Annotated in this window: 19 protein-coding genes; 3 read left to right on the forward strand and 16 right to left on the reverse strand. The window is 33.5% G+C overall.

Translation table 11 applies throughout. From position 1 onward, the window contains the following. The first annotated feature begins 10 nt into the window (after positions 1 to 10). Complete coding sequence (locus AAC024_RS07100) at positions 11 to 1,261, forward strand: YaiO family outer membrane beta-barrel protein (RefSeq protein ID WP_339894591.1); 1,251 nt, start codon at positions 11 to 13, stop codon at positions 1,259 to 1,261. A gap of 3 nt (positions 1,262 to 1,264) precedes the next feature. On the opposite strand, the gene hflX is transcribed toward AAC024_RS07100, so the two are convergent. Continuing rightward, complete coding sequence (gene hflX / locus AAC024_RS07105; protein ID WP_339894592.1) at positions 1,265 to 2,482, reverse strand: GTPase HflX; 1,218 nt, start codon at positions 2,480 to 2,482, stop codon at positions 1,265 to 1,267. Between the two features lie 62 nt (positions 2,483 to 2,544). Between hflX and AAC024_RS07110 the strand changes: the two genes are divergently transcribed. Beyond that, positions 2,545 to 3,513: an endonuclease gene (locus AAC024_RS07110; RefSeq protein ID WP_339894593.1), complete on the forward strand. Its 969-nt coding sequence runs from the start codon at positions 2,545 to 2,547 to the stop codon at positions 3,511 to 3,513. A gap of 265 nt (positions 3,514 to 3,778) precedes the next feature. Here the strand turns inward: AAC024_RS07110 and AAC024_RS07115 are convergent, their stop codons facing one another. The 4 genes from AAC024_RS07115 to AAC024_RS07130 form a co-directional block, all read right to left on the reverse strand. Next, positions 3,779 to 4,156, reverse strand: a complete 378-nt coding sequence (locus AAC024_RS07115) for a hypothetical protein (protein ID WP_339894594.1) — start codon at positions 4,154 to 4,156, stop codon at positions 3,779 to 3,781. 96 nt (positions 4,157 to 4,252) lie between these two features. Then, positions 4,253 to 5,689 (reverse strand): DUF5689 domain-containing protein, encoded by a 1,437-nt coding sequence (locus tag AAC024_RS07120; RefSeq protein ID WP_339894595.1) that lies wholly within the window; start codon positions 5,687 to 5,689, stop codon positions 4,253 to 4,255. Between the two features lie 208 nt (positions 5,690 to 5,897). Continuing rightward, on the reverse strand, positions 5,898 to 6,077 hold the full coding sequence (locus AAC024_RS07125; protein WP_339894596.1) for a hypothetical protein: 180 nt from the start codon (positions 6,075 to 6,077) through the stop codon (positions 5,898 to 5,900). 41 nt (positions 6,078 to 6,118) lie between these two features. Beyond that, a complete protein-coding gene (locus AAC024_RS07130) occupies positions 6,119 to 8,911 on the reverse strand; it encodes a TonB-dependent receptor (protein WP_339894597.1) in 2,793 nt (930 codons plus the stop codon). 123 nt (positions 8,912 to 9,034) lie between these two features. Here AAC024_RS07130 and AAC024_RS07135 point away from each other — a divergent pair, with 123 nt between their 5' ends. Further along, entirely contained in the window at positions 9,035 to 10,123 is a 1,089-nt protein-coding gene (locus AAC024_RS07135; RefSeq protein ID WP_339894598.1) for an endonuclease/exonuclease/phosphatase family protein, read from the forward strand. 78 nt (positions 10,124 to 10,201) lie between these two features. Here the strand turns inward: AAC024_RS07135 and AAC024_RS07140 are convergent, their stop codons facing one another. The 11 genes from AAC024_RS07140 to AAC024_RS07190 all read right to left on the reverse strand — a co-directional run bounded on the left by AAC024_RS07140 (position 10,202) and on the right by AAC024_RS07190 (position 26,581). Continuing rightward, on the reverse strand, positions 10,202 to 10,642 hold the full coding sequence (locus tag AAC024_RS07140; RefSeq protein WP_339894599.1) for a hypothetical protein: 441 nt from the start codon (positions 10,640 to 10,642) through the stop codon (positions 10,202 to 10,204). 96 nt (positions 10,643 to 10,738) lie between these two features. After that, a complete protein-coding gene (locus AAC024_RS07145) occupies positions 10,739 to 11,506 on the reverse strand; it encodes an endonuclease (RefSeq protein WP_339894600.1) in 768 nt (255 codons plus the stop codon). Positions 11,507 to 11,544: 38 nt separating this feature from the next. Beyond that, entirely contained in the window at positions 11,545 to 13,182 is a 1,638-nt protein-coding gene (locus tag AAC024_RS07150; protein ID WP_339894601.1) for a choice-of-anchor J domain-containing protein, read from the reverse strand. Between the two features lie 12 nt (positions 13,183 to 13,194). Further along, a complete protein-coding gene (locus AAC024_RS07155) occupies positions 13,195 to 15,813 on the reverse strand; it encodes a TonB-dependent receptor (RefSeq protein ID WP_339894602.1) in 2,619 nt (872 codons plus the stop codon). 148 nt (positions 15,814 to 15,961) lie between these two features. Then, entirely contained in the window at positions 15,962 to 17,581 is a 1,620-nt protein-coding gene (gene pgi, locus AAC024_RS07160) for a glucose-6-phosphate isomerase (protein ID WP_339894603.1), read from the reverse strand. 3 nt (positions 17,582 to 17,584) lie between these two features. Beyond that, the gene (locus tag AAC024_RS07165; RefSeq protein ID WP_339894604.1) at positions 17,585 to 18,919 is read right to left on the reverse strand and encodes a peptidoglycan DD-metalloendopeptidase family protein; all 1,335 of its coding nucleotides are present in this window, start codon (positions 18,917 to 18,919) and stop codon (positions 17,585 to 17,587) included. Next, positions 18,877 to 19,794 carry a tryptophan 2,3-dioxygenase family protein gene (locus AAC024_RS07170; protein ID WP_339894605.1) on the reverse strand — a complete coding sequence of 306 codons (918 nt, stop codon included), beginning with the start codon at positions 19,792 to 19,794 and terminating at the stop codon, positions 18,877 to 18,879. The genes AAC024_RS07165 and AAC024_RS07170 overlap by 43 nt, the downstream gene beginning before the upstream one ends. Before the next feature lie 6 nt (positions 19,795 to 19,800). Next, a complete protein-coding gene (locus tag AAC024_RS07175; protein ID WP_339894606.1) occupies positions 19,801 to 20,583 on the reverse strand; it encodes a DUF3108 domain-containing protein in 783 nt (260 codons plus the stop codon). Between the two features lie 899 nt (positions 20,584 to 21,482). Further along, positions 21,483 to 22,643 carry a 4-hydroxyphenylpyruvate dioxygenase gene (gene hppD / locus AAC024_RS07180; RefSeq protein WP_339894616.1) on the reverse strand — a complete coding sequence of 387 codons (1,161 nt, stop codon included), beginning with the start codon at positions 22,641 to 22,643 and terminating at the stop codon, positions 21,483 to 21,485. Positions 22,644 to 22,904: 261 nt separating this feature from the next. Then, positions 22,905 to 24,074 carry a homogentisate 1,2-dioxygenase gene (locus AAC024_RS07185; protein WP_339894607.1) on the reverse strand — a complete coding sequence of 390 codons (1,170 nt, stop codon included), beginning with the start codon at positions 24,072 to 24,074 and terminating at the stop codon, positions 22,905 to 22,907. Between the two features lie 266 nt (positions 24,075 to 24,340). Next, complete coding sequence (locus tag AAC024_RS07190) at positions 24,341 to 26,581, reverse strand: patatin-like phospholipase family protein (protein WP_339894608.1); 2,241 nt, start codon at positions 26,579 to 26,581, stop codon at positions 24,341 to 24,343. Positions 26,582 to 26,686: the final 105 nt, after the last annotated feature.

Below are 26,686 nucleotides of genomic sequence, written 5' to 3' on the forward strand. Positions count from 1 at the left end.
GTTTTATCTAATGAATAAATATTTTTTCATACTCCTATTTTTATCAAGCTGTTGCTTTTACGGACAACAGAAAGTATTTAAGGGAGATCCCGATGTGGCCTTTAAAAATGCAAGAGAACTTGCATTTAATGGCGCTCGAAAACAAGCTCAAGATACACTTCTTTTAATCTTAACTAAATACCCAACATATAACGATGTTAGATCCTTTTTAGCAAGTACATATTCATGGGATGGACTCTATAAAAAAGCTAGAAAAGAATTTGCCCAAGTTTTAAAAAATGACTCAGATCGATTAGACACTTGGGAAGCCGCTATAAAAAATGAATTGTATAGCGACACTCCTTTTAGTGCCTTGGAGATGGCAAATAAAGCCTTAAAATATTTTACAGATAATGACGAATTGCTATACTTAAAAGCAAGTGCGCAAGAAGATTCTAATAATCAGGAGGAAGCTTTAAAAACCATAGAAAAATTATTAGAAAAGAATCCAAAACACAAAAAAGCTATTAATTATAAAAACGACTTGATAAATAAATTAAGTCATAATTCCATAGGATTAAGGTCTAGTGTTGAGGTATATTCTGAAGTGTTTGACCCTATGCAATACTACCTATTGCAATATGGGAGACAAACAAAATATGGTAGTATAAACGCGAAAGTTAACTTTAGCAGACGATTTGCTTCAAATGGTTGGCAGTTCGAAGTAGATTTATATCCAAGAATCTCAGAAGGGCTATATGCGTATTTAAATTTTGGAACCTCTGAGTCCACATTATTTCCAAAAATTAGATATGGCGCCGAATTGTATAAATCACTACCAAAAAGTTTTGAAGCATCACTGGGGTTTAGGTCATTAAAATATTCTGAAATCACTAATATTTATACGGGTTCAGTAGGTTGGTATACCGGAAATAGTTATTGGTCTTTTAGATCATACGTTACACCTGATAATGCTGGATCTAGTATCTCTGGAACTATAAATTACAGAAAATACAGAAAGGATGCTAACAATTATTTTAGTATTGATGCTGGTATGGGTTTTTCTCCAGAAATTTACAGGTTTGAATTTGAAGGCAACCAAAACGCCATTATTAACCTTAATTCTCAAAAACTAAACTTAGGGTATTTTTTTACTTCAAAAAACGATAAAAACGCATGGGGAATACGCTCTGGTATAGTGCATCAAGAAATAAGTTTTGATCCCGGTTCTTATTTGTGGGTTTTTGACATTGGACTTTCTTGGGATATTAAGTTTAGATAAGCCTTACCCCATATCCTGATAATTATAATCTGGATATAAGAAATGATTGTACGGAAAACGTGTGACGTGAATTTCGCGAACCTCATCATAAACACGCTTTTTAAAATCTTCTAAATTCTCTTTGTTTAGTGCGGAAATAAATAAGGCATTGTTGCCTACTTTACTCATCCAGGTGCTTTTCCATTCATCAAGAGCATAGTGTTTTGCGGTTCTTTCTGTTTCTAAATCGTCCTCCTCTAATGGTTCTGCTTGATATGCATCAATTTTATTGAAAACCATAATAGTTGGTTTATCACCGCTTTTTATTTCGCCTAAAACTTTCTCTACAGAAGCAATATGCTCTTCATAATTAGGATGTGAAATATCTACCACATGAAGCAACAAATCGGCTTCTCTAACCTCATCGAGCGTACTTTTAAAACTATCAACCAATTGTGTTGGAAGCTTACGAATAAACCCAACGGTATCACTTAATAAAAAAGGAAGGTTTTGAATCACTACTTTTCTAACGGTGGTATCTAGCGTTGCGAATAGTTTATTTTCCGCAAAAACATCGCTTTTACTAACAACATTCATTAGCGTAGATTTACCAACATTGGTATAACCAACAAGTGCCACACGAACCATTTTACCACGGTTACCACGTTGCACTGCCATTTGCTTGTCAATGGTCTTTATACGGGCTTTTAGTAATGTAATTTTATCACGAACAATACGTCTATCTGTTTCAATTTCGGTTTCTCCAGGACCACGCATTCCAATACCCCCTTTTTGGCGTTCTAGGTGCGTCCACATTCCTCTTAATCGTGGGAGTAAATATTCGCATTGTGCCAATTCTACCTGAGTTCTTGCATAACTTGTTTGTGCACGTTGTGCAAAAATATCGAGGATTAAATTGGTTCTATCTAATACTTTAACATCAAGAATTTTACTAATATTACGTTCTTGTGCTGAGGAAAGTTCGTCATCAAAAATAGCGGTAGTTATATCGTGCTCTTCAATATATTTACGAACATCTTCTATTTTACCCGTTCCTATAAAGGTTTTAGGATTTGGCATGTCCATTTTTTGGGTAAAACGTTTAACTGCATAACCGCCAGCTGTGAAGGTTAAAAACTCTAATTCATCTAAATATTCTTTAGATTTTTCTTCATTTTGATCTTTAGTGATAACGCCTATTAAAACAGCACGTTCTAAAGTAATATCTTTCTTTTCTATCATATTGCAAAGTTACATAATTGCTAGCGTTTTATTTTTAATAATTTTAAGCCTATTTTTGATTTATGATAGATGATTTAGAAGCTATTCCCGTTCGTGATGATTTGCAAACTATTGCATTTTACAATCTTGAAAATTTATTTGATCTTGAGGACGACCCCAATACGCATGACAATGATTTTTTGCCTAGATCTGAAAAAAAATGGACACCAAAACGTTACAAAAATAAACTTAGAAAGTTAGGTTTTGCTATTTCTAATATTGGGAAAAATGAAACGGGAAAGCATCCTGCTATTGTTGGTTTAGCAGAAGTTGAAAACGCCAAGGTTATTACCGATTTAATAGCTTCAAAACATTTAAAAGCTATTAATTATGGTTTTGTGCATTATGACTCTTTAGATGAACGCGGTATTGACGTAGCATTATTATATGACACCGATGCTTTTAAGGTAGAACACTCTGAAACATTTATGGTGCATCTTACAAAAGATGATGGTAAAACTGATTACACCAGAGATATTTTATTAGTTTCAGGATTACTTGATGGCGAAGAAATACATGTTCTTGCAAACCATTGGTCGTCTAGACGTGAAGGCGCTGAAGAAACAGAACACAAACGTTTTGCTGCTGCTGATAAGGTCATAGAAATAATTACGAATTTAAATATTAAATATAGTAATCCTAAAATAGTGGTTATAGGTGATTTTAATGATGACCCTACAAGTAACAGTATTAAACGATTGGTAAATAGCCAAAGTTTATTTAATCCTATGGAAGTTTTACATACGTATTCTAGAGGAACGACCAGCTATAATTTCCAATGGAATTTATTTGACCAAATACTATTCTCTACTAACTTTTTTGAAGCTACACCTGATACCTTAAGTTTTGATAAGGCTAATATATTTGATGATGATTTTTTAAAACTTTTTAAAGGAAAGTATAAAGGCAAACCTTTTAGAACTTATGTAGGCCCTAAATATAAAGGTGGATACAGCGACCATTTCCCGGTGTATGCTATTTTCAAGAAGTGATATTTGTTGTCTCTTAGAACTTAAGTGAGAGGTCCCACCATGCATTTCTTTTTTTTAATTTTTAAACCCTCCTAATTTCGATAAAATCGAAATTGTCCTCCCTTTAAAACAAAGGGAGGAACAAGTTTTAATTATGTTTTTATAAAAATACGAATGAATAGGAAGAAGCAAATCATATTTAATTTCCTGCAAGGTCTTTTTGTCCTTGTAGGTATAAATTATTTTGAAACTTAAAAACCTACAAGGTTTTTGAAACCTTGCAGGATTAAACGGCTTGAAACAATACATACGTTAATCCCAAAACCACAATAGGCAACAACCAAAGAAGCCAAATATTATAAGACAGTTTTTTCTTTTTAATTATTTTAGCATTTAAAACTTTTCGTTTTCTTCCGCCATATTGCATCCAGTTTTTGAAGTAAAGAAAAATAGCAACTAATATAAATAAGGTCCAGGCTTTGCTTGCCGACATCGTATCTACATGCATTTGCCTAAAAAAGCCTGCAAAGAACACCCCTAAAAGTAATAGCAGGCTGCACTGTAAAACGGTAACATAAAAAGTAGCAATGCTATTAGCTTTTTTGTTCTTTTTAGTTTTGTAATGTTGAAAAAAGTGAAAGAATAAGGTATCGAATGTGGTCATTTAGCAAACTTATGAAATCATTATCTATTTTCTTAGACCTGTCAGGTTTTAAATCCCGATAGCTATCGTGGACTGACAGGTCTTGATTTGGTATCACTATTCTATATAATCCACACTAATCTCATCCAATTCATAAACCCCATCAAAAGTGTCTTGTCCACTTCCTGTATATTTAAATGCGATATGAATGGTTCCTGAAATACACGATAAATCTACATTTCCAGAACTAAACCAAGGCGCAAAAGAATCAGAATCTTTTACAACATAAGCATCAGTTAATATCGCCCAAGTTGCTGAAGTCACATTAGTCTCAACACCATCCCAATCTGGAGAATAAAACACTTCCATAAAGCTACTGTCCGCTAAACTATTAGAGGTTTTAAAACGTAAGGTTTCACCATCTTGAGCATCCAAATTGATCGCAGGTGTAATTAACCAACCTATATTACTTTCATCACCAGAACTGCCTGATTGAAATCTAGCAGACCTTCCTAAAGACGCATTAGAAGATGTTGAGGAATAGCCTTCCCATGCTTGGGTGCCTGCTTCCATATAGTTTGTCCATTCATCAATAACTATAGGTTTGTTATTTTTTTGAGGTTCAAAATCTTCATACAATAAATTCCCTGTTCCTATGGTTGAAGCAAGACCACAACTTAATTCCAATGGATCACAACGTTCATTACTATCAAAATTAATAGCAGCAGAACTATTGATGACTAGCACGTTAAAATTATCCCTAAAATCGCGACTAAAAACACCCGTTACACTTCCTTTTCCCTGTGGTACAATCAAAGATTTAAAGTCAGAAAACGTACTGGTTTGCATAATCATTTGGATACCAGAATCGCAACTTTCCAATAAGCGTAAGCCATCAAATTCATCAAAAGATTCACTTGCAAAGGTTGCTCCCAATTCAAATCGGTTTAATTGCATATTGGTTAACTGAATCAGAGTGTTTTCATCATTTTCAGTTAAATCTGCCAAACCCGAAATCTTGGGTTTTATATCGGCTATTTCATTACTTCGCAAAACAATATCTTTATATTCAGCCGCCTGAATTTGTTCCACATTAACGGCATCCCCCTTACCAATTGTTATTACTCCACTGGTTTCTCCAACGGTTAATCCGTTTAGTTTTACATATACTTTTTGACCAAATTGATAGGTGTCAGATAAACTACTGACATTAATATCAATTTTAAATCCTAATCTCGGGTCGTTATCTGGATTACTATCATCCGTTTTATTCTGAATGATTAATTCCTCAAAAAAGTTCCCTGCTTTATCCGAAGACACTACATAACCTTCAATATAAACTTCATCATTTATAATTGCAGTTGTATTCCCTCCATTTACAGTTTGTTCGTAAAGCGATTTAATGGCTTTGAAGGTTGTTAATTGCTCAGTCGGAATGTTTGGGTCTTCAATTGAAATATTTGGCACTCCAAAGTCATCATCCTGAACACAGGAGGTAATCATGATTAGCATCAAAATGAAACCAACTGCAGTTTTGTTAATATTATTTTTCATTTTTCTATATTTTAGATTCCCAAGTTCTCGGGAATTATAATTTATGTTATTCTGTCACGTTGAGCGCAGTCGAAACGCATTAAAAACTAAGCTTTCATAGCCCTTCGACTGCGCTCAGGGTGACAAATCAATTATTTAAAAAGATTAAAATTTTATTCATAACTCCTTATTTTTAATTTTTTATTTGGGCGTTACTTTTTACTCATACCTACAAGGTTTTAGATACCAAACCAAGTTTGGCACTGCGCCTTGCAGGATCGCAAAAAGTCGGGCTATCCGTTACAAGTCCTCGGTCGTGCCTCCCTGTGGGCTTTCCTCTACTATCCCTAACGCGATACCATCCGCCAAGGTCTGTTCTATATATTCCATAATAGCTTATCCGCTTCATTCCGTTTTAATTCCTCCCCTTTGGGGAGGTTAGGTGGGGCTTCAAAACCTATAATTCATATTTAAAAAGTAGGTCGCACCACGACCATACCAATATTTAGAGCCAAAAACTGGCGTATCCAATCCTTTATCATTTCTCAACTCTCTATAATTAGCGTTTCTACCTTGTTCAAAACCTCCAGTTTTAAATACTCCATCTAAAAGGTTGTTCACACTAGCAAAAACACTAATATATTTATTACCTATTTTCCATGATTTTCCGCCTACCAAATTCACAACCATATAATCATCAAATCGTTCTTGCTTAAGTAATTCTCTGGCCAATTCTTCATCGTAATCATTAAACTCATTACCATCAAAATCAGTAGTAAAATTTGAGGAACGCGTTAACGGACTGATATCAATATATGTATTTGTAAAGAAATTAGCTGTTGCTCCAAACCACCAAAAATCTGGATCTCGATATTCAAAACCAACGGAATAGGCGCGATGTGGTCCTGCTGCTATTTTATAATTTTTTAAATTAGATTGCCCAAAATCTTTGAATCCGTTTACAAAGCCTGCAGCTACAGATTCTTCATCAGCTTCAGTAGTTAAATATAAATTCGGATTGTTTGCATAGGTAAACTGTCCTACAGATGCCACGCCTTTTAATTTTATGGTTGGCGTTACTTGTGCTTCAACACCAAACTCAGCGCCTATATGTTGTTTATCCACACCCTGTAAAATTTCTTGAACAAAAGCCACATTATCACCACCAATACCATCCGCAAAGAAAAAGGAGATTTCGTTAGCATCTTGGGTTTTGGTATAATACGCTGTCAGTTTAGCTTTAATTATTGGTGATCTAAAAACATAACTCATATCTGTTGACAATATCTTTTCTTCAGTGATATTTGGAACAATATTATGGTTTTCTCTTGAATTTGAATATGTATTTCGGAGTGATGGTGCTCTGGTAATATAACCACCATTAACATTCAATAAATGCTTCCCAGAAACTTTATAAGTCAGCCCTCCTTTTGCACCAAAACCTGTAAAGCTTAATTTTTCACCTTTACCAAAAGACGAATCAGGAAATGCTCCATTTTGGTATAAACCCTCTCTTTGATACTGAGTATTTGTATAGCTTCCTGAAATATAATAATCTAGTTTTTTATAGGTAAACTGGGCTTGTGCATACCCATTTAAAATATTGGCTGAAAGAGTATAGTTGTATTTAAAGGTATCGCCTTCACCTACCAATCTGTTAGGGTTTTGTAAATCGTTTTGAGCCTCATCAATATCTGTGGCAAATTGATCGATATCCAAGTAGGTTTCTGCTCCTAATAAATCCAAAACTTGTGCATAATTTTCAGATTTTAGTCTTTGATAATTTACGGCTGCATTGAGTACTACGTTTTCATTTAACTCCGAATTAAATATTGAATTGAAAGTGAATTGTGTATCATCAACACGATCTTCATATAGTGCATATCTTGCATTTCCTCCTTTATTAATATTGGCTCGATACAACTCAATCCAATTTATCTGCCCGTTATCCTGAAATTCTTGCAATGCTTCATAGGCATTTCCTAAATTATTTGGATACTTCCATTCAGAATAACTAGGCAATTTTTGATAATAGCTAGGGCTTGGATTTGTACCACCTCCAACGGGTACTCCATCTTCTAAATCAGTGCCATTATTATCTAAACGGCTATTTCCTAATTTTCCAAACTGGTAAGCAACATTAGTATTTACTGTTGTTTTCGAAGAGAAGTTCCAATAATGATTTAACATAAAAATGGGCTCTTCAACTTCTTTAATTCTTGAATTACGTTTTTTTCCATCTTGCCATCCCCAATATTCATTGTATTTTATGTCTTTTAAATCGAAAACTTCTTGTGTATTAGGAGACGACTTTCCTCTTCGATTTGGCGCATACATGCCAGTGAAGTTTAAACTATGGGTTTTGTTTAGTTTTTTTTCAACCGATAGAAAAAACGAATTCGCATCGTAAAGCGTAGCATCTTGGTAGCCTTCGTTTCCCCAACGCCTTCCTAATGAAATGGTATATGCCCAATTATTTTCTAATAATCCTGAAGCATACGTTGCCATAAGTCTATTTGTATAACTTCTATTTGAAGACGAATAGGTAATACGACCACCTTCTCTAGCTCCAGAAGCTCTTACATTAATATTGGTGGTTCCTAAAACACCTCCAAAATTATAACTAGATGGAGCTAATCCTGAAGTTAATTCTTGATTCCGCATCACATCATTTAAACCGCCCCAATTACTCCATTGCGGTCTGCCGTGGTAGAGTTTATTCATGGAAATACCATTGATAAGTACTGAACCATTTTCGGAATCTAAACCTCTTAATCTAAAGAAGGACTGACTAAATTCAAAAGCGGCAGTACGCTGAAACACGTCTAAAGATGAGGATAGTAAGCCTGTAATATTATCTGCACCAGTGGCGTCGTTATCTAATTCATCATCAGACAATGTTATGGTGAATAAATCTTGACTTTGAGATAAATCGCGCTCTAAAGTCATATCCGTTATATCTACCATTTTGCCTTCATTCACAATAATTGGAAAACGTTTTATGATATATCCTGTTTTAGAAATCTTCAATATTTGTTCGCCTAAAGGTATATTTGATGAGAAAATAAATTCGCCTTGAACATCTGTAAGCGTAGACAAATTCGATTCTTCTAAAGTAATAGTTACATTCAAAATGGGTTGAAAAGACGCAGCATCCTTAACACTACCTTTTATTAAGGTCTGTTGAGAATAGAGGGACATTGTAAAAAATCCGAATAAAAAAATGAGGGTTAATTTATTCATAGTTACCTTTAAGACACCAATAATAAGAAAAAGTAACTGAATTATTACAAAAAAATTAAATCAGTACCATAACTTTGGCTTAGGTTTTGTATTGTAGCCATTATAATCTTTAACGTTGACTGAATGAATTTTTTAAAACTTGTTATATCTATTTTATTTTTGAGTTTTTTTATATCTACTCATGCTCAAGATAAAAAATTCAAAATTCACACCCTTGCCTTTTATAATTTAGAGAACTTATTTGATACCATTAACGACCCTATAAAGTTTGATGATTATAGTCCGATTATGGAACTAAAAACAAATCGAGGAGATGCATATAAACGAAAAATAGCCAATATGGCTAGAGTTATTTCTGAAATAGGCAAGGATGTCACTAATAATACGCCTGCTGTTTTAGGGGTTTGTGAAGTTGAAAATAAAGATGTTTTAGAAGATGTGGTTAACGATTCCACACTGCTTGAAAAAAATTATGGTATTGTTCATTATGATTCTCCAGATTCAAGAGGCATTGATGTGGCGTTATTGTATCAAAAAAGTTTGTTCGCGCCAATAAGTACTAGTTCCCATGAATTGAAAATTTATGATGACGAAAGTCAAGAACGAATTACAACAAGAGATCAGCTATTGGTAAGTGGTAAACTTGAAGATGATTTAATTCATATTATAGTGAATCACTGGCCTTCTAGACGTGGTGGCGAAGCAAGAAGCAGACCTAAACGTGTTGCTGCTGCTAAACTAAATAAGCGCATTGTAGATTCGCTTCAAGCTCAAGACCCTTATGCAAAAATATTTATTATGGGAGATTTAAATGACGACCCAACAAATACAAGCGTGAAAGCCATTTTAAAAACAAAAAGAAAACGTAAAAAGGTTGGTTTTAAAGGTTTATATAATCCTTTTGAGAATTTTTATAGAGATGGATTAGGTACAACTGCTTACCGAGATAATTGGAGTTTATTTGATCAAATTATAATTACTAAATCTTTACTAGAAAAAGATTATACCTCTTTTAGATATTACAAAGCTGGAATCTATAATAAAAACTATTTAATTACCACTAAAGGAAAATACAAAGGATATCCTTTTAGAAGTTGGAATTATAGCGGATTTAGCAATGGTTTTAGTGACCACTTTCCAGTTTATATGTATTTGATAAAGGAAGCCCCCTCTGCCCTATCGGACAACTCCACAACGGGGAGAAAGGAATAGTCTAGTTTCTAGCTAAAAAAGAGACCTGTCAGGTTTTAAAAACCTGACAGGTCTGGAACTGTTTATTTTAATCTAATCTTATCCTAACCAAGCACTCCAAGGAATTCTAGATAATAACAACACTAATGCTATGGTGTAAAAAATGGCAATGGTTTTAAGTTTTGGTGTAGACGTTAACTTCTTCTTATGTTTTGAATAACCAATAGTGATTAAAACCAAAACGATAATATTTACTAATGGATGTTCTACAAGATATAATCTATTTACAGCATCTTTCATAACACCTCCCATGCCAAGTTCTCCAAAAGCAGCAAATCTTGGTGATACAAAATATAGAATAAATCCAATAAGTAATTGAATATGAGAAACGATTAAAGTGAATAAAGAAATTCTAAAATCTTTAGCACTATACTCTTTCTTTCCAACAGTTTTTGCAATAGCATTTACTACGGCAATTATTAAAATTAAAAGCACTAAATAGGCCCAATAAGAATGTAATACTTGTATTGCTTCGTACATGATTTTAAATTTTATTTAACTAGTCAAAAATAATGATTTTAATTCATAAAAAAACCGCTTCTCTTTAGAAACGGCATTTTTAGATATTTTAATGTATTACTGCCACTTATTCTCGGCATTATTACCTCCCCAAATTAAGGTTGCTAAATAAGGATTATCAATAAATGCATTTCTGTTGCCTTGAGCTGCATAGATAACATTGTTACGTTGTTCTTCGAATGCAGAAACTGGATCTTCTATGTTCCATTTTAAAAATAATTCTGGAGTACCAACTTTTTCTATTTTTTCACGATATCTCACATTCAAGTATAAAACCATTCTTGCTACATCGCCTTTCCATTCATCTCCAGGGTACCACCCATCACCAATACGTTTATTAGATCCACTACCTTCCACAAATGGTAAGTTGCTTCTATCGCTGTTAACTGTGGCATCAGCAGATCTTAGATGATGTAAATCTGTAACTGCATCTGTCATTCTTAACAATGATTGGGGATATACGTGTTCTGTATTGAATGTTTGAGGTGAATATGAGTTTGATCCTGAGGTATATTCTTCCCAGTATCTGCTTTCACCAGTATACATTAATGTCACATTATCTGAATTCGCTAAATCTGCATCTGCATTGTATAAAAACTCATGTCTTTTTCCGTAAGATAAAATTGTAGTGTGATTATCTACGGTATGTTTTCTCAGCGCATCATAATTAGATTCAGCGTCTTCTGTAAATGCAATTCTAGTGTAATATTCAGTAAGTTCTGACGGCACATTTAAACCCAAACCAACATCAGGTAATGTTACATCATCGCTATTTGAACAACCAATAAAAACTATTGAAACGAATAATAAAATAAACTTTTTCATATAATAATAAATTTGATTTTTTGAGATTATATTTTTAATCATTGATAAATCCACTCTCCAGCTTTCTTAATAACAGCTTTGTTTTCAGGTTCTGTAACACCCGTATAAACAACCAGCGTTACAACGTATTTTTGACCATCTGCAGCACCTGGGTTAATGTTATCTAAAACGGCACCAATGGCTTCTAAAAGCATATCGTCATTCCAATAATTACCACTATTTATCCTTCTATCAAAACTACCAAAGAATCCGACGTTATCAGCAGGTCCTTCATATTTTGTTTCGAACTCACTAGATACGAAAGCAATATCAGCATCAGTAAATGCATATCTTATAGTATTATCTGGAACCCATTTATTACCATCATTTCCAAATTGTAATTCTGTTTTATCTGGTGACCATACTCCGTTAATTACAGAATAAGAGTTTCCTCTGGTTACTGTACTACCATTAAAGAATTTATAAATAACAACTAACTCGTCTTCTTCTTGTGCAAAGTTATAAGGTGCTGTTGAACTTAAAAATCTAGGAATATAATTCTCTGGATCGATTGAACTGCTAAAGTTATTGAACCTACCAGGTCTTCCTGAATCTTCACCCATAGCATCATAATCAGATTTGCTTAAATAGTACACCTTTTCTAAGGCTTCCCAACTAGAACCATCATATTCGTAGTATGCGCCTTTATTATCAACATCGCCTTCAACCCCAATTGTTTTTATTGCGAATGATTCAACTCTCCACCTCGCTGATGTCATATCTGTAGATGTATATTTAAAAGCGATATGAATAGTCTCTCCATCAAAAGCTGAAAAATCAAAATCTTCAGAAAGTGTTAAACTTCCATAAATAGATTTATCAAAAGTAAAAGTAACCCAAGTAGCAGCTGTTGGATCTGTACCTGTTGCATAATTTGTTGAAACTATAATGTCAATTGATTCTTCTGGAGCTCCAAAAAGATCTATTTCTTGATTAATTTGAAATTTTAAGGCCGTTTCACCCGTTAAATCAATTTCAGGAGAAATTAACCAATCCTCGTTAGGAAAAGCACCTCCGTTGAAACCAGATCCTTGGGCATTAGCTGAACCAGCAGTCCATCCTTGATCACCCAAAACATCAATATTTTCAAAATTATCATAGTTAGTAGGAAAAGATGCTTGGTATATGTTAGCTAAACCCACCTCAGGTGTTTCAAAAAACTGATCGTATCTGGCAAGAACTATATCACCGTCTTCTGGCATATCGATTGCAGCATCTAAAATTTCTGGTAGAAAATCATCTGCATCTAGGCTAGGATAAAATGCAGAACCTTGTTCTCCTGTTGCTGCATAATCAGCAAGCCCTAATTGATATACAGTGGCATTTGCATATTCCATTACTTCTTCCAAATCAGAACCAAATTCTAATTCATAGCCAACTAAAACTGAGGAGCCATTTCCCCATTGTGGGTATAAACCTGATAAGAAATCTGGAATTAATTCTTCAGCATCATCAATGGTTTCAAAGAAGTTATCAGCGATACCAATTTCTTCATAATCCTCGTCGGTTAAAGTAATGTTAGCTTCTCCTATAATAGGATTATCTTGTGCATCTAAATCATTATAGATGTCTTCATTAGGGTTACAACCTATTAAGATTGCACCTAAAAATGCTATACAATAAATTATTTTTTTCATTTTCAAAGTTTTTTAAAAATTAATTTTCGCACCAATACTAAATGTTCTACCAAACCCGAAGTACACTAGTGCTGTTTCTGCAATAGAACCAGACCTATCTTGAGCATCAGAAATGTATTCCGTATCAAACACATTATTCATTCTACCTGTTAATGTCGCATCAAAAGATCCAAATTTAAATCCATGGCTTAATGCTAAATCAAATAAACCGTAATTAGGCATTTTCCAAGCTTGGGGAGCATCTGTTGCTAAAGTTGCTGCAATTTCTGCTGCTGCTGCATCAGGGTCAGTTAAATTAGATGTAACCCCTCTATCACTAGGATTAAAATCTGCATAGATATCTGCATAATAATTATAATCTACAATAAGTCTTGTGGTTGGTGTAAGTTTATAATTTAAACCTAAAGCCATGGTGGTTTGAGCTGCATCTGCAACTTTTAACCCTGCTATATGTAAATTAACAGGAGAATCATCTATCTCTACTTGATCCTCATCAAAAATTCGTACATCTTCTATATTATTTTGCCATTTCCAGTCTCCAAAAGATGCCATACCCGTTATGTTCAATTTATCTGTAGCTCTATAAACAAAATCCACTTCGATACCTTGATGCAAAGCATCAACACCTAGGATATTTGCACTCGCTTGTGTTCCATCTGGTTGTTGAAAGAAAGCTGTTTCTGTTCTATCGTTCCAAGATGTTCTGTATAAGTTAACGTTAGCAGATAATTTTTCACCTCTAAAACGGTAACCTAACTCGTAACTTGTTATCTTTTCATTCTCGGCATCTGCATTGATATTATCATTTCTAAAATCTAAAAATACGGAACGGAAATCTGCTGCTCTTTCAAAATAACCTAAATTGGCAAATAAACTATGCTTTTCATCTATTCTATAATTTCCACCACCTTTTATACTGTAACCAAAAAAGTTATACCAATCTGTTACTTGTAGTGGATCTGAATCTAAATAATTAAAATAGTCCTTTCTACGATAAGCGGTGTTTGAAGCTGCCAAAGCAAGAAATGTATTGAATTTTTCATTTACATCATATTCCAACTGACCAAAGACTCCTAACCACCCAACATTGCCATCATTATTAAAACTTACTTTATCACCAACTTGAGCTGCATTGATTAAATTATTTTGATTATTATCATCTAAGTAGTACTGTCCTCCAAGTAAATCTTTCACCTCTCTAAAATGCCTACCTGTATACGATCTCAAATCAACACCTGCCAATAAAACCAAATCGTCTGATAAATCCGTTTTTAATGTAGATAGTAAGCCATACCAAGTATGGTCATTACGATCTGCTGTTAAAATAGTTTCAGAACCATTTGCTCCTAAGGCTTCATTTTCATCAGAAATTTTATCAAAATCTATAGGGCCGTAAAGGCCATCTCTATATTCGCTAGTACCATCTGGATTAATAATGAATTTATCTCTATTTCCCGTACCTCTACCTCCACCGCCTGATCCGAAAGACAGATAAGCAGATGAGTTAATAGATGTTTTTTCGCTTAATGTCCAATAATGATTTAAAGATATTTGAGGTTTATTGTAGAAATTATCTCGTTCAGATGTTATCTGACCATTTTTATAACCCCAATCTGCATTAAACTTTCTACCGCTTTCACTATTTCTGTACGTTTCAATTAATTGTCTGTTTCGTCTTTGACCGTGACTTTGTTTGGAACCAAAAGCAGAAAACGATAATTTATGAGCATCATTTAATTTTTTAGAAATATTTATAAAATACGACACGCCGTTAAATGGTGTTCCATCTACATAACCATTTCCTGTTGTGCTTGCTGCAGAAACTGTTGCGGCCAAACCATTATCCATCAATCCTGTTGAATAGGTTAAACCATATTTTAAGTAACCATCATTAGCTACAGAAGTAATAACATTTCCTCCTGCCTCAACATCTGTAGTTTTAGTTATAATATTGATTGTTCCTCCTATAGATGGTACAGCAACTTTAGAAGCACCAAGACCTCTTTGAACTTGCATCGTGCTTGTAACATCGCCAAGTCCTGCCCAATTAGACCAGAAAACACGACCATTTTCCATGTCGTTGACAGGAATACCGTTAATCATAACTGCAACATTTTGCGAATCAAAACCCCTAAGGTTTATTCTACCATCACCGTAACCACCACCAGCTTTAGTTGCGTAAACACCAGGAGTAGATTTTAAAACTTCAGGAAATTCTTGTGTTCCTAATTTAAGCTCAATATCTGCTGCTTTTATTGTAGAAACTGCAACAGGTGTTTTTCTGTCAACTGCTACAGAAGCAATAATTTGAATTTCTTCAAGACCTACTTGGCTTGAAGTTAGCGTTACATTACCAAGACTCATGTCTCCAGAAAAAGCAATAGTTTTAGAATTATAACCAATGTAGGATATTACAATTTCTCCAGAAGTAGATTTAGTTTTGAAGGTAAAATTACCATCAAAATCTGTAGTAACACCATTAGAAGTCCCTTTCTCAATAACATTAGCTCCGGGAAGTGGGATACTAGTTCCTGCTTCAAGAATTGTACCTGAGATAGTACTTTGTGCCATAACAACTGCTGAAAACAGTATTGCTACGGTAAACATTAAAAAACGCGTAGTTCTTTTCATAATTATTTGTTTGAAATTAGTCGTTGCGAAAATACATATTTATTGGCATTATTTATTATGCGTATGTTAAAATTTTTAACATTGCTTGTTAATAAAAAAGTGCCAGTATTTAACATACTGGCACTTTTTGTAAATATTTGCTAGTTTTTTATGATATTCTCTTGTAATAATTCAGCAAGTTTTGAGTTGAAGAATCGTGTTGGTTATTTTGAACATTGCTAAATTCCTGTAAAATTTTTGATGCCAATTGTTTCCCTAGCTCTACTCCAAATTGATCGTAACTAAAAATATTCCAGATAATACCTTGCACAAATATTTTATGCTCGTACATGGCTATTAATTTTCCTAAACTTTCAGGCGATAGTTTATTTATAAAAATAGTGTTTGTTGGCTTGTTACCTTCAAAGACTTTAAATGGTACAATGTCTGAAGCTGTTCTCTCAGATACAACTTGTTGGTTTGTTTTACCATTTAAAAGTGCTTCTGTTTGTGCTAAAAAGTTTGAGATTAATTTATCTTGATGATCCTGATTGCCATGGAGCGATTTAGTAAAACCTATAAAATCAGCAGGAATCAACTTAGTACCTTGGTGTATTAATTGAAAAAATGCGTGTTGTGAATTTGTTCCTGGCTCTCCCCAAATTAATGTTCCTGTTTCATAATCGACAGGGTTTCCGTTTCTATCAATACTTTTTCCGTTACTTTCCATAATACCTTGTTGCAAATATGTAGCAAATTGATTTAGGTATTGAGAATAAGGTATAACCGCTTCGCTTTCAGCTTTAAAAAAGTTATTATACCAAACACTGATAAGTGCTAAAACTACTGGAATGTTGTTTTTAAAATCTTCGTTTTTAAAATGGGCGTCCATTTTATGCGCCCCTTTAAGTAAGCTATTAAAATGGTTATAACCAACAGCTAAACTAACGGTTAATCCAACAGCGCTCCATAGTGAAAAACGACCACCAACCCAATCCCACATAGGGAAAATATTGTTCTGGTCAATTCCAAAATTTTTAACAGAATCAATATTTGTTGAAACAGCCACAAAATGTTTGGCAATATCAACCTCACTAGCAGACTTTAAAAACCAATCTTTTAAGGTATTCGCATTTGAAAGTGTTTCTTGTGTTGTAAAGGTTTTTGAAACAATAACAAATAAAGTAGTTTCAGAATTTAATTTTTTAATAACCTCATTCACATGATCCCCATCTACATTACTTACAAAATGTGTCGTTAAATGGTTTTTGTAATACTGTAATGAGTCTACTACCATGGCTAGCCCTAAATCTGAACCACCAATACCAATATTAACAATATCAGTAAATGGTTTTCCTGTATATCCTTTTATTTCGCCATTTACTACCTGGTTTGTAAAAGCTTCTATTTTTTGTTTTACTTTATAAACCTCAGGAATTACATTTTCTCCATCAACCTTAACATTATAAGATTCAGGTGCTCTTAATGCTGTGTGTAATACCGCTCTACCCTCCGTTTGGTTTATTATTTCTCCTGAAAACTGACTTTCAATAGCTTCTTTCAGCTTAACCTCATCTGCTAATTCTAGCAAATACTTAAAAGTTTCACTTGTTATTCTGTTTTTTGAAAAATCCACATAAAAGTCATCCCATTTAATGGTGAATTTATTTGCTCTGTCTTTGTCTGCTGCAAACAAATCTTTCATCTGAACATCTTTTACAACTTTAAAATGTGCCTGTAGTTTTTTCCATGAATCGGTTGTGGTAGGATTTATGCTTGGTAATGCCATGAATTAATGGTTAAGTGATATTAGATTATTATTTTGTTTTATTGTTTGTTCTGGCTGGTTTTGTTCTTCAAAAACATCTTCTAAAAAATGAATATTATCTAGGCGAATTTTTATAGGTTCAATAAATTTCAAATATTCAACTTTTAAAGAATCTGAAATAGGTTTTGCTTCTGGTAGTTTTTGTTTAAATGGATCTACCTCTTTCCCGTTTTTCCAAAAACGATAACAAACGTGGGGGCCTCCAGTGTTTCCTGTCATGCCTACCCAACCAATCACATCGCCTTGTTTTACAAACTCACCAACTTTAGACTTGCGTTTCTTCATATGAAGATACTGGGTTTCGTAAGTGGCATTATGTCTAATTTTTACATAATTACCGTTACCACCTCGTCGCCTAGAATCGATAACTGTGCCATTTGCAGTAGCCATAATTGGGGTTCCAATTGGTGCCGCAAAGTCAGTACCTCTATGCGGACGTAATTTAAATCCGTAAACAGCAATACGTCTTTTTAAATTATAGCGCGATGATATTCTACTAAACTTTACTGGTGCTTTTAAAAACGCCCGACGTAAATTTTTAGCATCTTCACTAAAATAATCTATAATACCTTTAGCTGAATCCGTAACAAATTCAAAAGCATAAAAAGGCTCTTTATTATGTTCAAAATAAGCTGCTTTTATGTTATGCACACCTGTATAAATGGTATCATCAATATATTTATCGGTATAAATCACTTTGAATCGATCTCCTTTTTGAAGTCTTCTAAAATCAATGGTCCATGCATAAATATCATCAGCCAATTTATAAGCTAATCTAGGGCTTAGCCCTTGCTCCTCTAGAGTTTGAGAAATACTACTATTAATAACACCTGTAGCTGTTTTTTCAACATACTTAATAGGTTTTCTACTTGTATAGGCATGAATAGAATCTTGAAAATTTATAACCACATATTCTTCTAAACTGGGTTGATAAATAAAACATTTAGGAGTTTCTAAAGAATCTTTGGAACATAAAAGCGTATAAGGCTTACCAATTTGAAGACGTCTTATGTCAAAAGTGTCTTTAGCTTTTTCAGCAATATGGAATATTTTTGGATAGCCAACATGGTTACGCTCTAAAATTTCGCCAAAGCTATCACCTTTTCGAATCGTATCTCTTTTAACAACATAGTCTTGGACATTAAAACCAAATTCAATAATTTCTTTTGGTTCTTCAACAACCTCTACTATATCTTCAACTACAGTTTTTTCATCATCTTTACATCCAAAGATGCTGACTACTAGTAATAAAACTATTAAATATCTGTTCCCCACGTTTCTTTTTCTTTCTTGGTCCATAAATCTGGAAAAAATATTCTCTTTTGATATTTTGGATGCATATATTTCACCCATTCGCTTCCTCCTGTGGCTTCAGCAGTTTCACCACCAATATTTAAATAATGATTAGCCGTATTATAATGTGCTAAAACCCATTTTATATTTACTGTATAATCATAGTGACGCATCGCTTTTATCAAATCTTTATTAGACTGATCTTCTTTAGGCAATGCTTTAAATTTGCTCCACAAGTTGTTGTCTTGATAAAACTTGGTAAATCTAATAAATTCTTCTTTATAGCGTGCTTCAAAAGCCGACAATGTATAGCTTTTTTTACCTGTTTTATAATCCTTCCCTGCTGCTTGCCAATATAAATGTTCAAAGGCGTGTTCGTAAGTAGAATTTCTATCAATAGTATCTCTAAAACGCTTATCTATTAGGTTTATAAGTTCTGTAGATGCAAATTCAATTTTTCTATATTGTGCACTTTGAAAACCACTAGCTGGAGTTAAAGTCGTTCTAAACTTATTGTATTGATTCACATCCATCCCATCTTTCATAATAATAAATGAAGATGTTAACACATCAAAATAACGACTAATGCGCATTAATTTGGTTGTAAATGTGTCTGTATCAATGTTGTTATTCCTTGCTATCTGATCCATCTCAGAAAGCACCATCTTAAATAACAATTCGTTAACCTGATGATACATAATAAATACATTCTCGTCAGGAAAAACGGTGCGTTGCACTTGAAGATTTAACAGGGCGTCTGTATGAATATAATCCCAATAATTTATGGGTTTGCTATGAAGTAAACCTTCTAAATGCACCTCAGCATCTTGGTCTATGGCGTCGTATTTTTCTTTAAGCTTGTTGGTTATCTTAGAGTTCAAAATATCTTAATTATTAACAACTATTTTAAAAGGATGCTTTAGTCCTTTAAAAGCTTCTAAGTCTGCCCTTAAAGACCCAACAGCTAAATCTGCCTTAATGCGTAAAGGTACTTTATTTTTATCTTTAGACACCCATAGTGTTAAACTTTCTTCCTCCTTAAACACACGGCCTGCCATAACATAAGGCCTAAATTTTAAAGACTCTATACTACCAAATTCAGTATCAATGGTTTCTTCTCCAAGATATTTCAATTTAAAACCATAATTCTCTTCATCAAAAAACATATCAATCTTCACTTCATCACCTATTTTCAACTCACTTACATCTAAGTTATTTCGCAAATAGTAAAAGGTAGATACCATGTCTTGTATATTAGGCTTAGTATCAATAACCTTTTTAGTTTTATTTTTTTTATTATTTACATGCGCTTTATGTTTTACTTGGTCAAAATCTATTTCTAAATCTTTAGTGTGCCCGCCTTCATCAATATTTCTAACAAATTTATAAGGTATAATAGAGTCTTTATCAAAATAGCTTTCATACTTATCTTTCACCTTAAAAAACCATTTAATCATACCTGTAGTCCAGCCTTTACCAACTACATGATACACCTCTTTATCATCAATTTTCGCATCCTTTACGGTTAGTGTTGCATTGCCTGCTTTAAGCCAATTACTATAACTCATTTTAAATCTAAACCATTCACCAGAAGTAAACGCCGATTCTTGCTGAGCAAAAGACATCTGCATTGACATTACCGCGATACATATAAGTAGAATTCTTTTCATTTTTCTTTGCGTAATTTCTATGTAGTGTTTGGACGGAAACACAGCAAAATTAAATTTGTTTCTTTTTGCGCCCTTTCAGTTTATTTTTAATCGCTTGATACTAAGGCATCAACTCATAAAAACTAAACAAAAATGACATCAAAAATAATTCAAATTATAAAAATCGTCTGTTTCCGTCCAGACACTATGTAACTCCTAAGCGCTAAATTTTATTGTTTTAAGTAAGAAATTACAATTACTGTTCCAAAAATAAAAATTTAATTGTATTAGCTATGGTAAAGCACGTTATAGTTTGTTAGATTAACAAAAATTAACGGTTTATCTATATTTTTAGGGCGTTACCACAAGGGTCGGGCTTTCGCTACTCAATCTTTTTGCGAAAAAACAAAAAGGATTTCAAACAAACCACTCAATCCCTAACGCAGTGCAGAACTCAATTCACAAACTATCTTCCCAAAAGATTACACAGAGACACACAGAGAACCATAGAGTCTCACAGAGAAATCTCAACATACATTAAAATTTTGATTAAAAACGAGAATTTCAAAAACCGTATAAACCACTCTGTGAATCTCCGTGAAAATTTAAGAAATCTCTGTGTCATAAACTTATAACGTTTTCCAATCCTATACAAAAAAGGACGATTAAGATTTAAAACACTCGAGTTTGAAAGTTGTAATCTTTTCTGGTATCTATTTTTAAACCCTCCTAATTTCGATAAAATCGAAATTGTCCTCCCTTTAAAATAAAAGAGAGGAACAAGTTTATATTAAATTTTTAAAAATAATTTGAAGCAAAATAAATAAATAAATCAACACCAATGCTAACACAAAAAGAGACTCTTCAGGTTTTAAAAACCTGAAGGATCTGAAAACATGCAATATCTACAAGATTATAAGCTAGAGCGTCCCTCTTTTTGCTTGCTCTCGTTCAATAGATTCAAAAAGTGCTTTAAAGTTTCCGGCTCCAAAACCTCTTGCGCCCATACGCTGAATGATTTCAAAAAACAAGGTTGGTCTATCTTCAACAGGTTTTGTAAATATTTGTAACAAATAGCCTTCTTCATCGGCATCAATCATAATTCCTAAATTTTTTAAGGCTTCAATATCTTCTCGCAGTTCATGACTGTGTTCTTCTAAACGACCAGGTACAGCTCTATAATATTCTTCTGGTGGCGTAGATAAAAACTCAATACCTCTTGCTCTTAACGCACTTACCGAAGTAATAATATCATCTGTAGCAACAGCAATATGCTGCACACCTGAACCTTCATAAAAATCAAGATACTCCTCTATTTGTGAGCGTTTTTTACCTTTTGCGGGTTCATTAATTGGAAATTTTATGCGTCCATTACCATTACTCATTACTTTACTCATTAAAGCGGAGTATTCCGTATGTATTTGTTTATCATCAAAAGATAAAAAGTTTTCAAAACCCATAACATCTTCATACCATTTTACCCATATATTCATTTGCCCCCAGCCTACGTTTCCAACCATATGGTCTATAAACTTTAAGCCAATTGGTTCTGGATTATAATCGGATTTCCATGCTTCGAAGCCTGGTAAAAATGCGCCTTTGTAGTTTTTTCGTTCTACAAACATGTGTACGGTTTCGCCGTAGGTATAAATACCTGCTCTTACTACTTCACCATGCTCGTCTTTTTCAACAATTGGTTCCATGTATGATTTGGCACCTCGGTTAGTCGTTTCTTGATATGCTTTTCTTGCATCTTCAACCCACAGTGCAATTACCTTTACACCATCACCGTGCTTTACAATGTGTTCGTTTATTGGCGATTTACTAGAAAGTGGCGTTGTTAATACTAGTTTTATTTTATCTTGTTTGAGCACATAGCTTACCGCATCTTTAGATCCTGTTTCTAAACCTCGATAAGCATAAGATTGAAACCCAAATGCTGTTTTGTAAAAATGTGCCGATTGTTTTGCGTTACCTACATAGAATTCTACATAGTCTGTTCCTAAAAGTGGCAAGAAATCTTGTGCACCTTCAAATATTTTTTCTAAACCGTAGTTTACTGATTTTATGTCTTTCATAATAAAAAGCCCACCCTAACCCTCCCGAAGGGGAGGGAACTCTAATCTGGACGTTGAGAGTTTAGTTTTGATAATGCTATTAGTTAGCAAATATGCTTAGCCCTGATTGAACGGCATGTTTGAGCTCGTTGAGGCACGAAACAGCGAGTAGTGAAAGCAGGAAATAGCTTCTAATAATTTTTATTTTTAATGAACGTTTTGACTAGTAAGCAAGATAATAACCATGATTTTTTTCACGTTACTAATTCTCCTCCTTTGGAGGGGTTAGGGGAGGCTGGCTTCTAACCAAGATTTATAGTAACTTTCATCTGCTATTTTCATAGCTTCTTCTGTAACCATTAATGGTTTAAATGTGTCTACCATAACTGCCAATTCATCGGTTTTTGTTTTACCAATACTGCGTTCTGCGGCTCCGGGGTGAGGACCATGTGGTATTCCTGCCGGATGTAAGGAAATATGCCCCGCATCAACATCATTTCTGCTCATAAAATCGCCATCTACATAATACAACACCTCATCAGCATCTATATTGCTGTGATTATATGGAGCCGGAATAGATTGTGGATGATAGTCATACAAACGCGGGACAAAAGAGCAAATTACAAACGCCGTTGTTTCAAAGGTTTGATGAATTGGTGGTGGTAAATGAATACGCCCAGTTATAGGTTCGAAATCGTGTATTGATAGAGCATACGGATAATTAAACCCGTCGTACCCCACAACATCAAAAGGGTGAGAATCATAAACCATATCGAAAATTTCATCTTTCTTTTTTACTTTAATTAGAAAATCTCCTTTTTCGTTATTTGTTTCTAACTCATACGGGCGACGAATATCGCGTTCGCAAAAAGGGGCGTGTTCTAACATTTGTCCAAACCAATTTCGATACTGTTTTGGTGTGTAAATTGGTGCATGAGATTCTACAATAAATAAACGATTTTCTTCTGTATCAAAATCTATTTTATAAATGATTCCTCTTGGAATAATTAAGTAATCGCCGTATTTAAAATCTAAATTTCCATAAATGGTTCTTAGCTTTCCTGTTCCTTTATGAATAAAAATTATTTCATCGGAATCTGTATTCTTATAAAAATATTCGGTTGTAGATTTTCTTGGTGCCGCTAAAGCTATATGGCAATCTGAATTGGTTAAAACAATTTTTCTGCTTTCTAAAAAATCATCTTCAGGTGCTACTTGAAAGCCACGAAATCTATAAGACTGAATATTATTCGCTTTTGAAATTTTTGGAGCTACACTGTATTGAGAACGAATTGCTTTAACTTGTGTGGGTCTTTGCTCGTGATATGAATTGGTTGACATGCCGTCAAATCCAACTGTGCCAAATAACTGTTCATAATATAAACTGCCATCTGGCTTTCTAAATTGAATATGCCGCTTATGCGGAATATTTCCTAATTTATGGTAAAAAGGCATACTTTTAAATTTAAAAAATGAATATTAAATGCGTTCTTAAGTTAAGCTTAAGTTGTTAAATAACTAGTATTTATAAAGATACAAAAAGTATGCTCATTCAGGATTTCTCTTGATGAGATAGTGAAGATATGATAGTAAATCTTTCCAAAAGAGCTTCATAGTGATACAAATATCGTAATTTTAAGTGAGATGCTGAAATAAATTCAGCATGACAAAATAGTTTTAAAAGATTTCCACCTACGCGGAAATGAAAAAACAATAAAAACTTAAAACCAAAATCCAATATTAAAAAACCAGCTACCTTCTCCTTGTTCTGGCGAATAACTATATTTTGCTTGAATAGGGCCTAAAAACGTTTCAATGGCATAGCCTAAAGCATAGCCTCTGTAATCTGGAAGTGTAAACCACTCACCCGAATCAAAAATATCATTATCTACATTAGCCCAATTCCCTTCAAAAGTGATATGGTGATTTTTAAAAGCCTCAAAATCTGCTATTGCAGAAGCTTTAACATAACTGTTCCCAGTTAAAGAAATAAAATCATAACCTAGAAATGGAATAAAATTGTTTATTAAATTATTGCCATAACCTCCCAAAGCAAAATCGAGTGTTCTATTAGACTTATCACCAAATTTAAAGCCACCGCTGGTTCGAAAATTAAATGCCCATTTATCTGAAACACTAAAAGCATATCCTATATCTGCTTTGGCAATGGAAAATTCTTTAAAATCTGGTACAAAACTAGAAGCAGTCAAATATATATTTAAGTCGCCATTAAAATAAACCCCTTTTTTAGGGAAGTATTTATCATCATAGCTATCAAATTTTAAATTTCCAAAAAGACTTATATAGTCTGTTTTTTCAAATAAAAAGTCTTCATCTGGATTATTTCCTATAATAGTTTCAGAATTTATTTCTAATCGTTTATGCTCAACTCCAGCACTTAAGGCGAAATCTCGTCTAAACAAGGTTTGCAGATAAAACTGATTGGTTTGATCTCTTAATTTTACATCAATCTTGTTTAGCCCCGCAGTCATTATTTGGTCATCATCTAAAACTAATTGCGGGCTTATATTTTTATGAAATTGGTTGTATCTAGATCTTAATCCTATACTCCAATAAAAACCTTTATCAATTAAATACTCAAAATTATAACGCACATCATCACCTAAAATAAGATCTAAAGAGCCAACATCATTTTTAAACAGTAATTGCTTTTTTGTTAAGTTTATTAACGCAGCACTTTTATATAAATTATCATAATGAAGCCCAAGCTTTAAAAACGTATTTACTCGGGTTTCTTTTACAGAAGCTTGTAAATCATATCCGTCTTTATTTGGTGAGTCTTTTAGTTCATATTCAAAAGCATCAAAATTATTTGTAGCTACCAAATTATTCACGCCTTTACTAAAATCTTTATAGCTTATTTTTTCATTGTTCTTTAATTTTAGCTTACCTAATATATAAGCTCTTGTATAGTTTTTATTACCACTTACTTTTATAGTATTAATAGTGATGCTATCAATTGATTTTAAATTTATTTGTTGATTTATATTCGGGGTTTTTGATGCTAAACCTCTTAAAATGTTTAATTTAGACAATGCGGCAAATTTACCAGCTTTAATAATGTTGTTGCCTTGATTAAATGAAACGACATTAAAATCTTTAATATTAGGTTTTATATAAACATCGGTTTTTTCAATTTTTAACTTCATAGCGTTAATAGTTCTGAAGTTATTAATTTGAAATAAAACCTCTGGAGCAGAAGTAAGTTCCTCACGAGTTGCTAATCCATCTTGCACATCAACTCCAATAATAATGTCCATGTCCTTAGCCCTTAATTCGTCAATAGGATAGTTATTGACTACACCGCCATCAATTAAAATTTCATCATTAATAGTCACTGGTTGGAATAAAGAAGGCAAAGCCCCACTTGCCATAATGGACTGCGTTAAATTGCCTTTATCTAAAATAACTTGTCTTCCGTTTTCAATATTTGTTGCAATACAGAAAAAGGGTATTGGTAGTTTGCTAAAATCATCTACGGTATTGACATGAATTAGAAGTTTTAAAAGTAAACCATACGTATTTTGGCCTCTTGACAATGCTGATGGTAATTTAATTTTAAAATCGTTAAATGGAAGTTTTACAGCGTACTTTTCCATATTATCGCGCTCGCTAAAGGCCGTGGAAGATCTTGGTAAATCGTCGTTAATAATATTGTCAAAATCTATATTTTGAAAAATAGAATCTAGTTGCTTTCCTGAATAGCCTGAGGCATATAACGCCCCAATTATAGCGCCCATACTAGTTCCTGCTACATAGTCAATTTTTACACCTAAACTATCCATTACTTTTAAAACACCAATATGCGCTAATCCTTTTGCGCCACCACCGCTTAATACCAAACCTACTTTTGGTTTAGGATTTTCTTGTGCTTTATTTTGCGCTTTCGCGGAAAGTGTAGCTAGTATGAATAGAGTTAGTATGATGGTTTTTTTGTTCAAGGTTTTGTTTTTACTTATTAGGTTTTTAAAATATTGCTGTTTAGAAATGCTTTAAATATTACTGTTATTTGTTTTTACACCCCTAAAGTCCCCTCGAGGGGACAA

This window comes from uncultured Algibacter sp., assembly GCF_963976535.1.
In the GTDB taxonomy this organism is placed as follows: Bacteria; Bacteroidota; Bacteroidia; order Flavobacteriales; family Flavobacteriaceae; genus Algibacter_B.

What these genes read in the sequence shown, in the direction of transcription:
- AAC024_RS07100 (WP_339894591.1), top strand. Translation starts at nt 11, where the DNA reads ATGAATAAATATTTTTTCATACTCCTATTTTTATCAAGCTGTTGCTTT.
- hflX (WP_339894592.1), bottom strand. Translation starts at nt 2,482, where the DNA reads ATGATAGAAAAGAAAGATATTACTTTAGAACGTGCTGTTTTAATAGGC.
- AAC024_RS07110 (WP_339894593.1), top strand. Translation starts at nt 2,545, where the DNA reads ATGATAGATGATTTAGAAGCTATTCCCGTTCGTGATGATTTGCAAACT.
- AAC024_RS07115 (WP_339894594.1), bottom strand. Translation starts at nt 4,156, where the DNA reads ATGACCACATTCGATACCTTATTCTTTCACTTTTTTCAACATTACAAA.
- AAC024_RS07120 (WP_339894595.1), bottom strand. Translation starts at nt 5,689, where the DNA reads ATGAAAAATAATATTAACAAAACTGCAGTTGGTTTCATTTTGATGCTA.
- AAC024_RS07125 (WP_339894596.1), bottom strand. Translation starts at nt 6,077, where the DNA reads ATGAAGCGGATAAGCTATTATGGAATATATAGAACAGACCTTGGCGGA.
- AAC024_RS07130 (WP_339894597.1), bottom strand. Translation starts at nt 8,911, where the DNA reads ATGAATAAATTAACCCTCATTTTTTTATTCGGATTTTTTACAATGTCC.
- AAC024_RS07135 (WP_339894598.1), top strand. Translation starts at nt 9,035, where the DNA reads ATGAATTTTTTAAAACTTGTTATATCTATTTTATTTTTGAGTTTTTTT.
- AAC024_RS07140 (WP_339894599.1), bottom strand. Translation starts at nt 10,642, where the DNA reads ATGTACGAAGCAATACAAGTATTACATTCTTATTGGGCCTATTTAGTG.
- AAC024_RS07145 (WP_339894600.1), bottom strand. Translation starts at nt 11,506, where the DNA reads ATGAAAAAGTTTATTTTATTATTCGTTTCAATAGTTTTTATTGGTTGT.
- AAC024_RS07150 (WP_339894601.1), bottom strand. Translation starts at nt 13,182, where the DNA reads ATGAAAAAAATAATTTATTGTATAGCATTTTTAGGTGCAATCTTAATA.
- AAC024_RS07155 (WP_339894602.1), bottom strand. Translation starts at nt 15,813, where the DNA reads ATGAAAAGAACTACGCGTTTTTTAATGTTTACCGTAGCAATACTGTTT.
- pgi (WP_339894603.1), bottom strand. Translation starts at nt 17,581, where the DNA reads ATGGCATTACCAAGCATAAATCCTACCACAACCGATTCATGGAAAAAA.
- AAC024_RS07165 (WP_339894604.1), bottom strand. Translation starts at nt 18,919, where the DNA reads ATGGACCAAGAAAGAAAAAGAAACGTGGGGAACAGATATTTAATAGTT.
- AAC024_RS07175 (WP_339894606.1), bottom strand. Translation starts at nt 20,583, where the DNA reads ATGAAAAGAATTCTACTTATATGTATCGCGGTAATGTCAATGCAGATG.
- AAC024_RS07185 (WP_339894607.1), bottom strand. Translation starts at nt 24,074, where the DNA reads ATGCCTTTTTACCATAAATTAGGAAATATTCCGCATAAGCGGCATATT.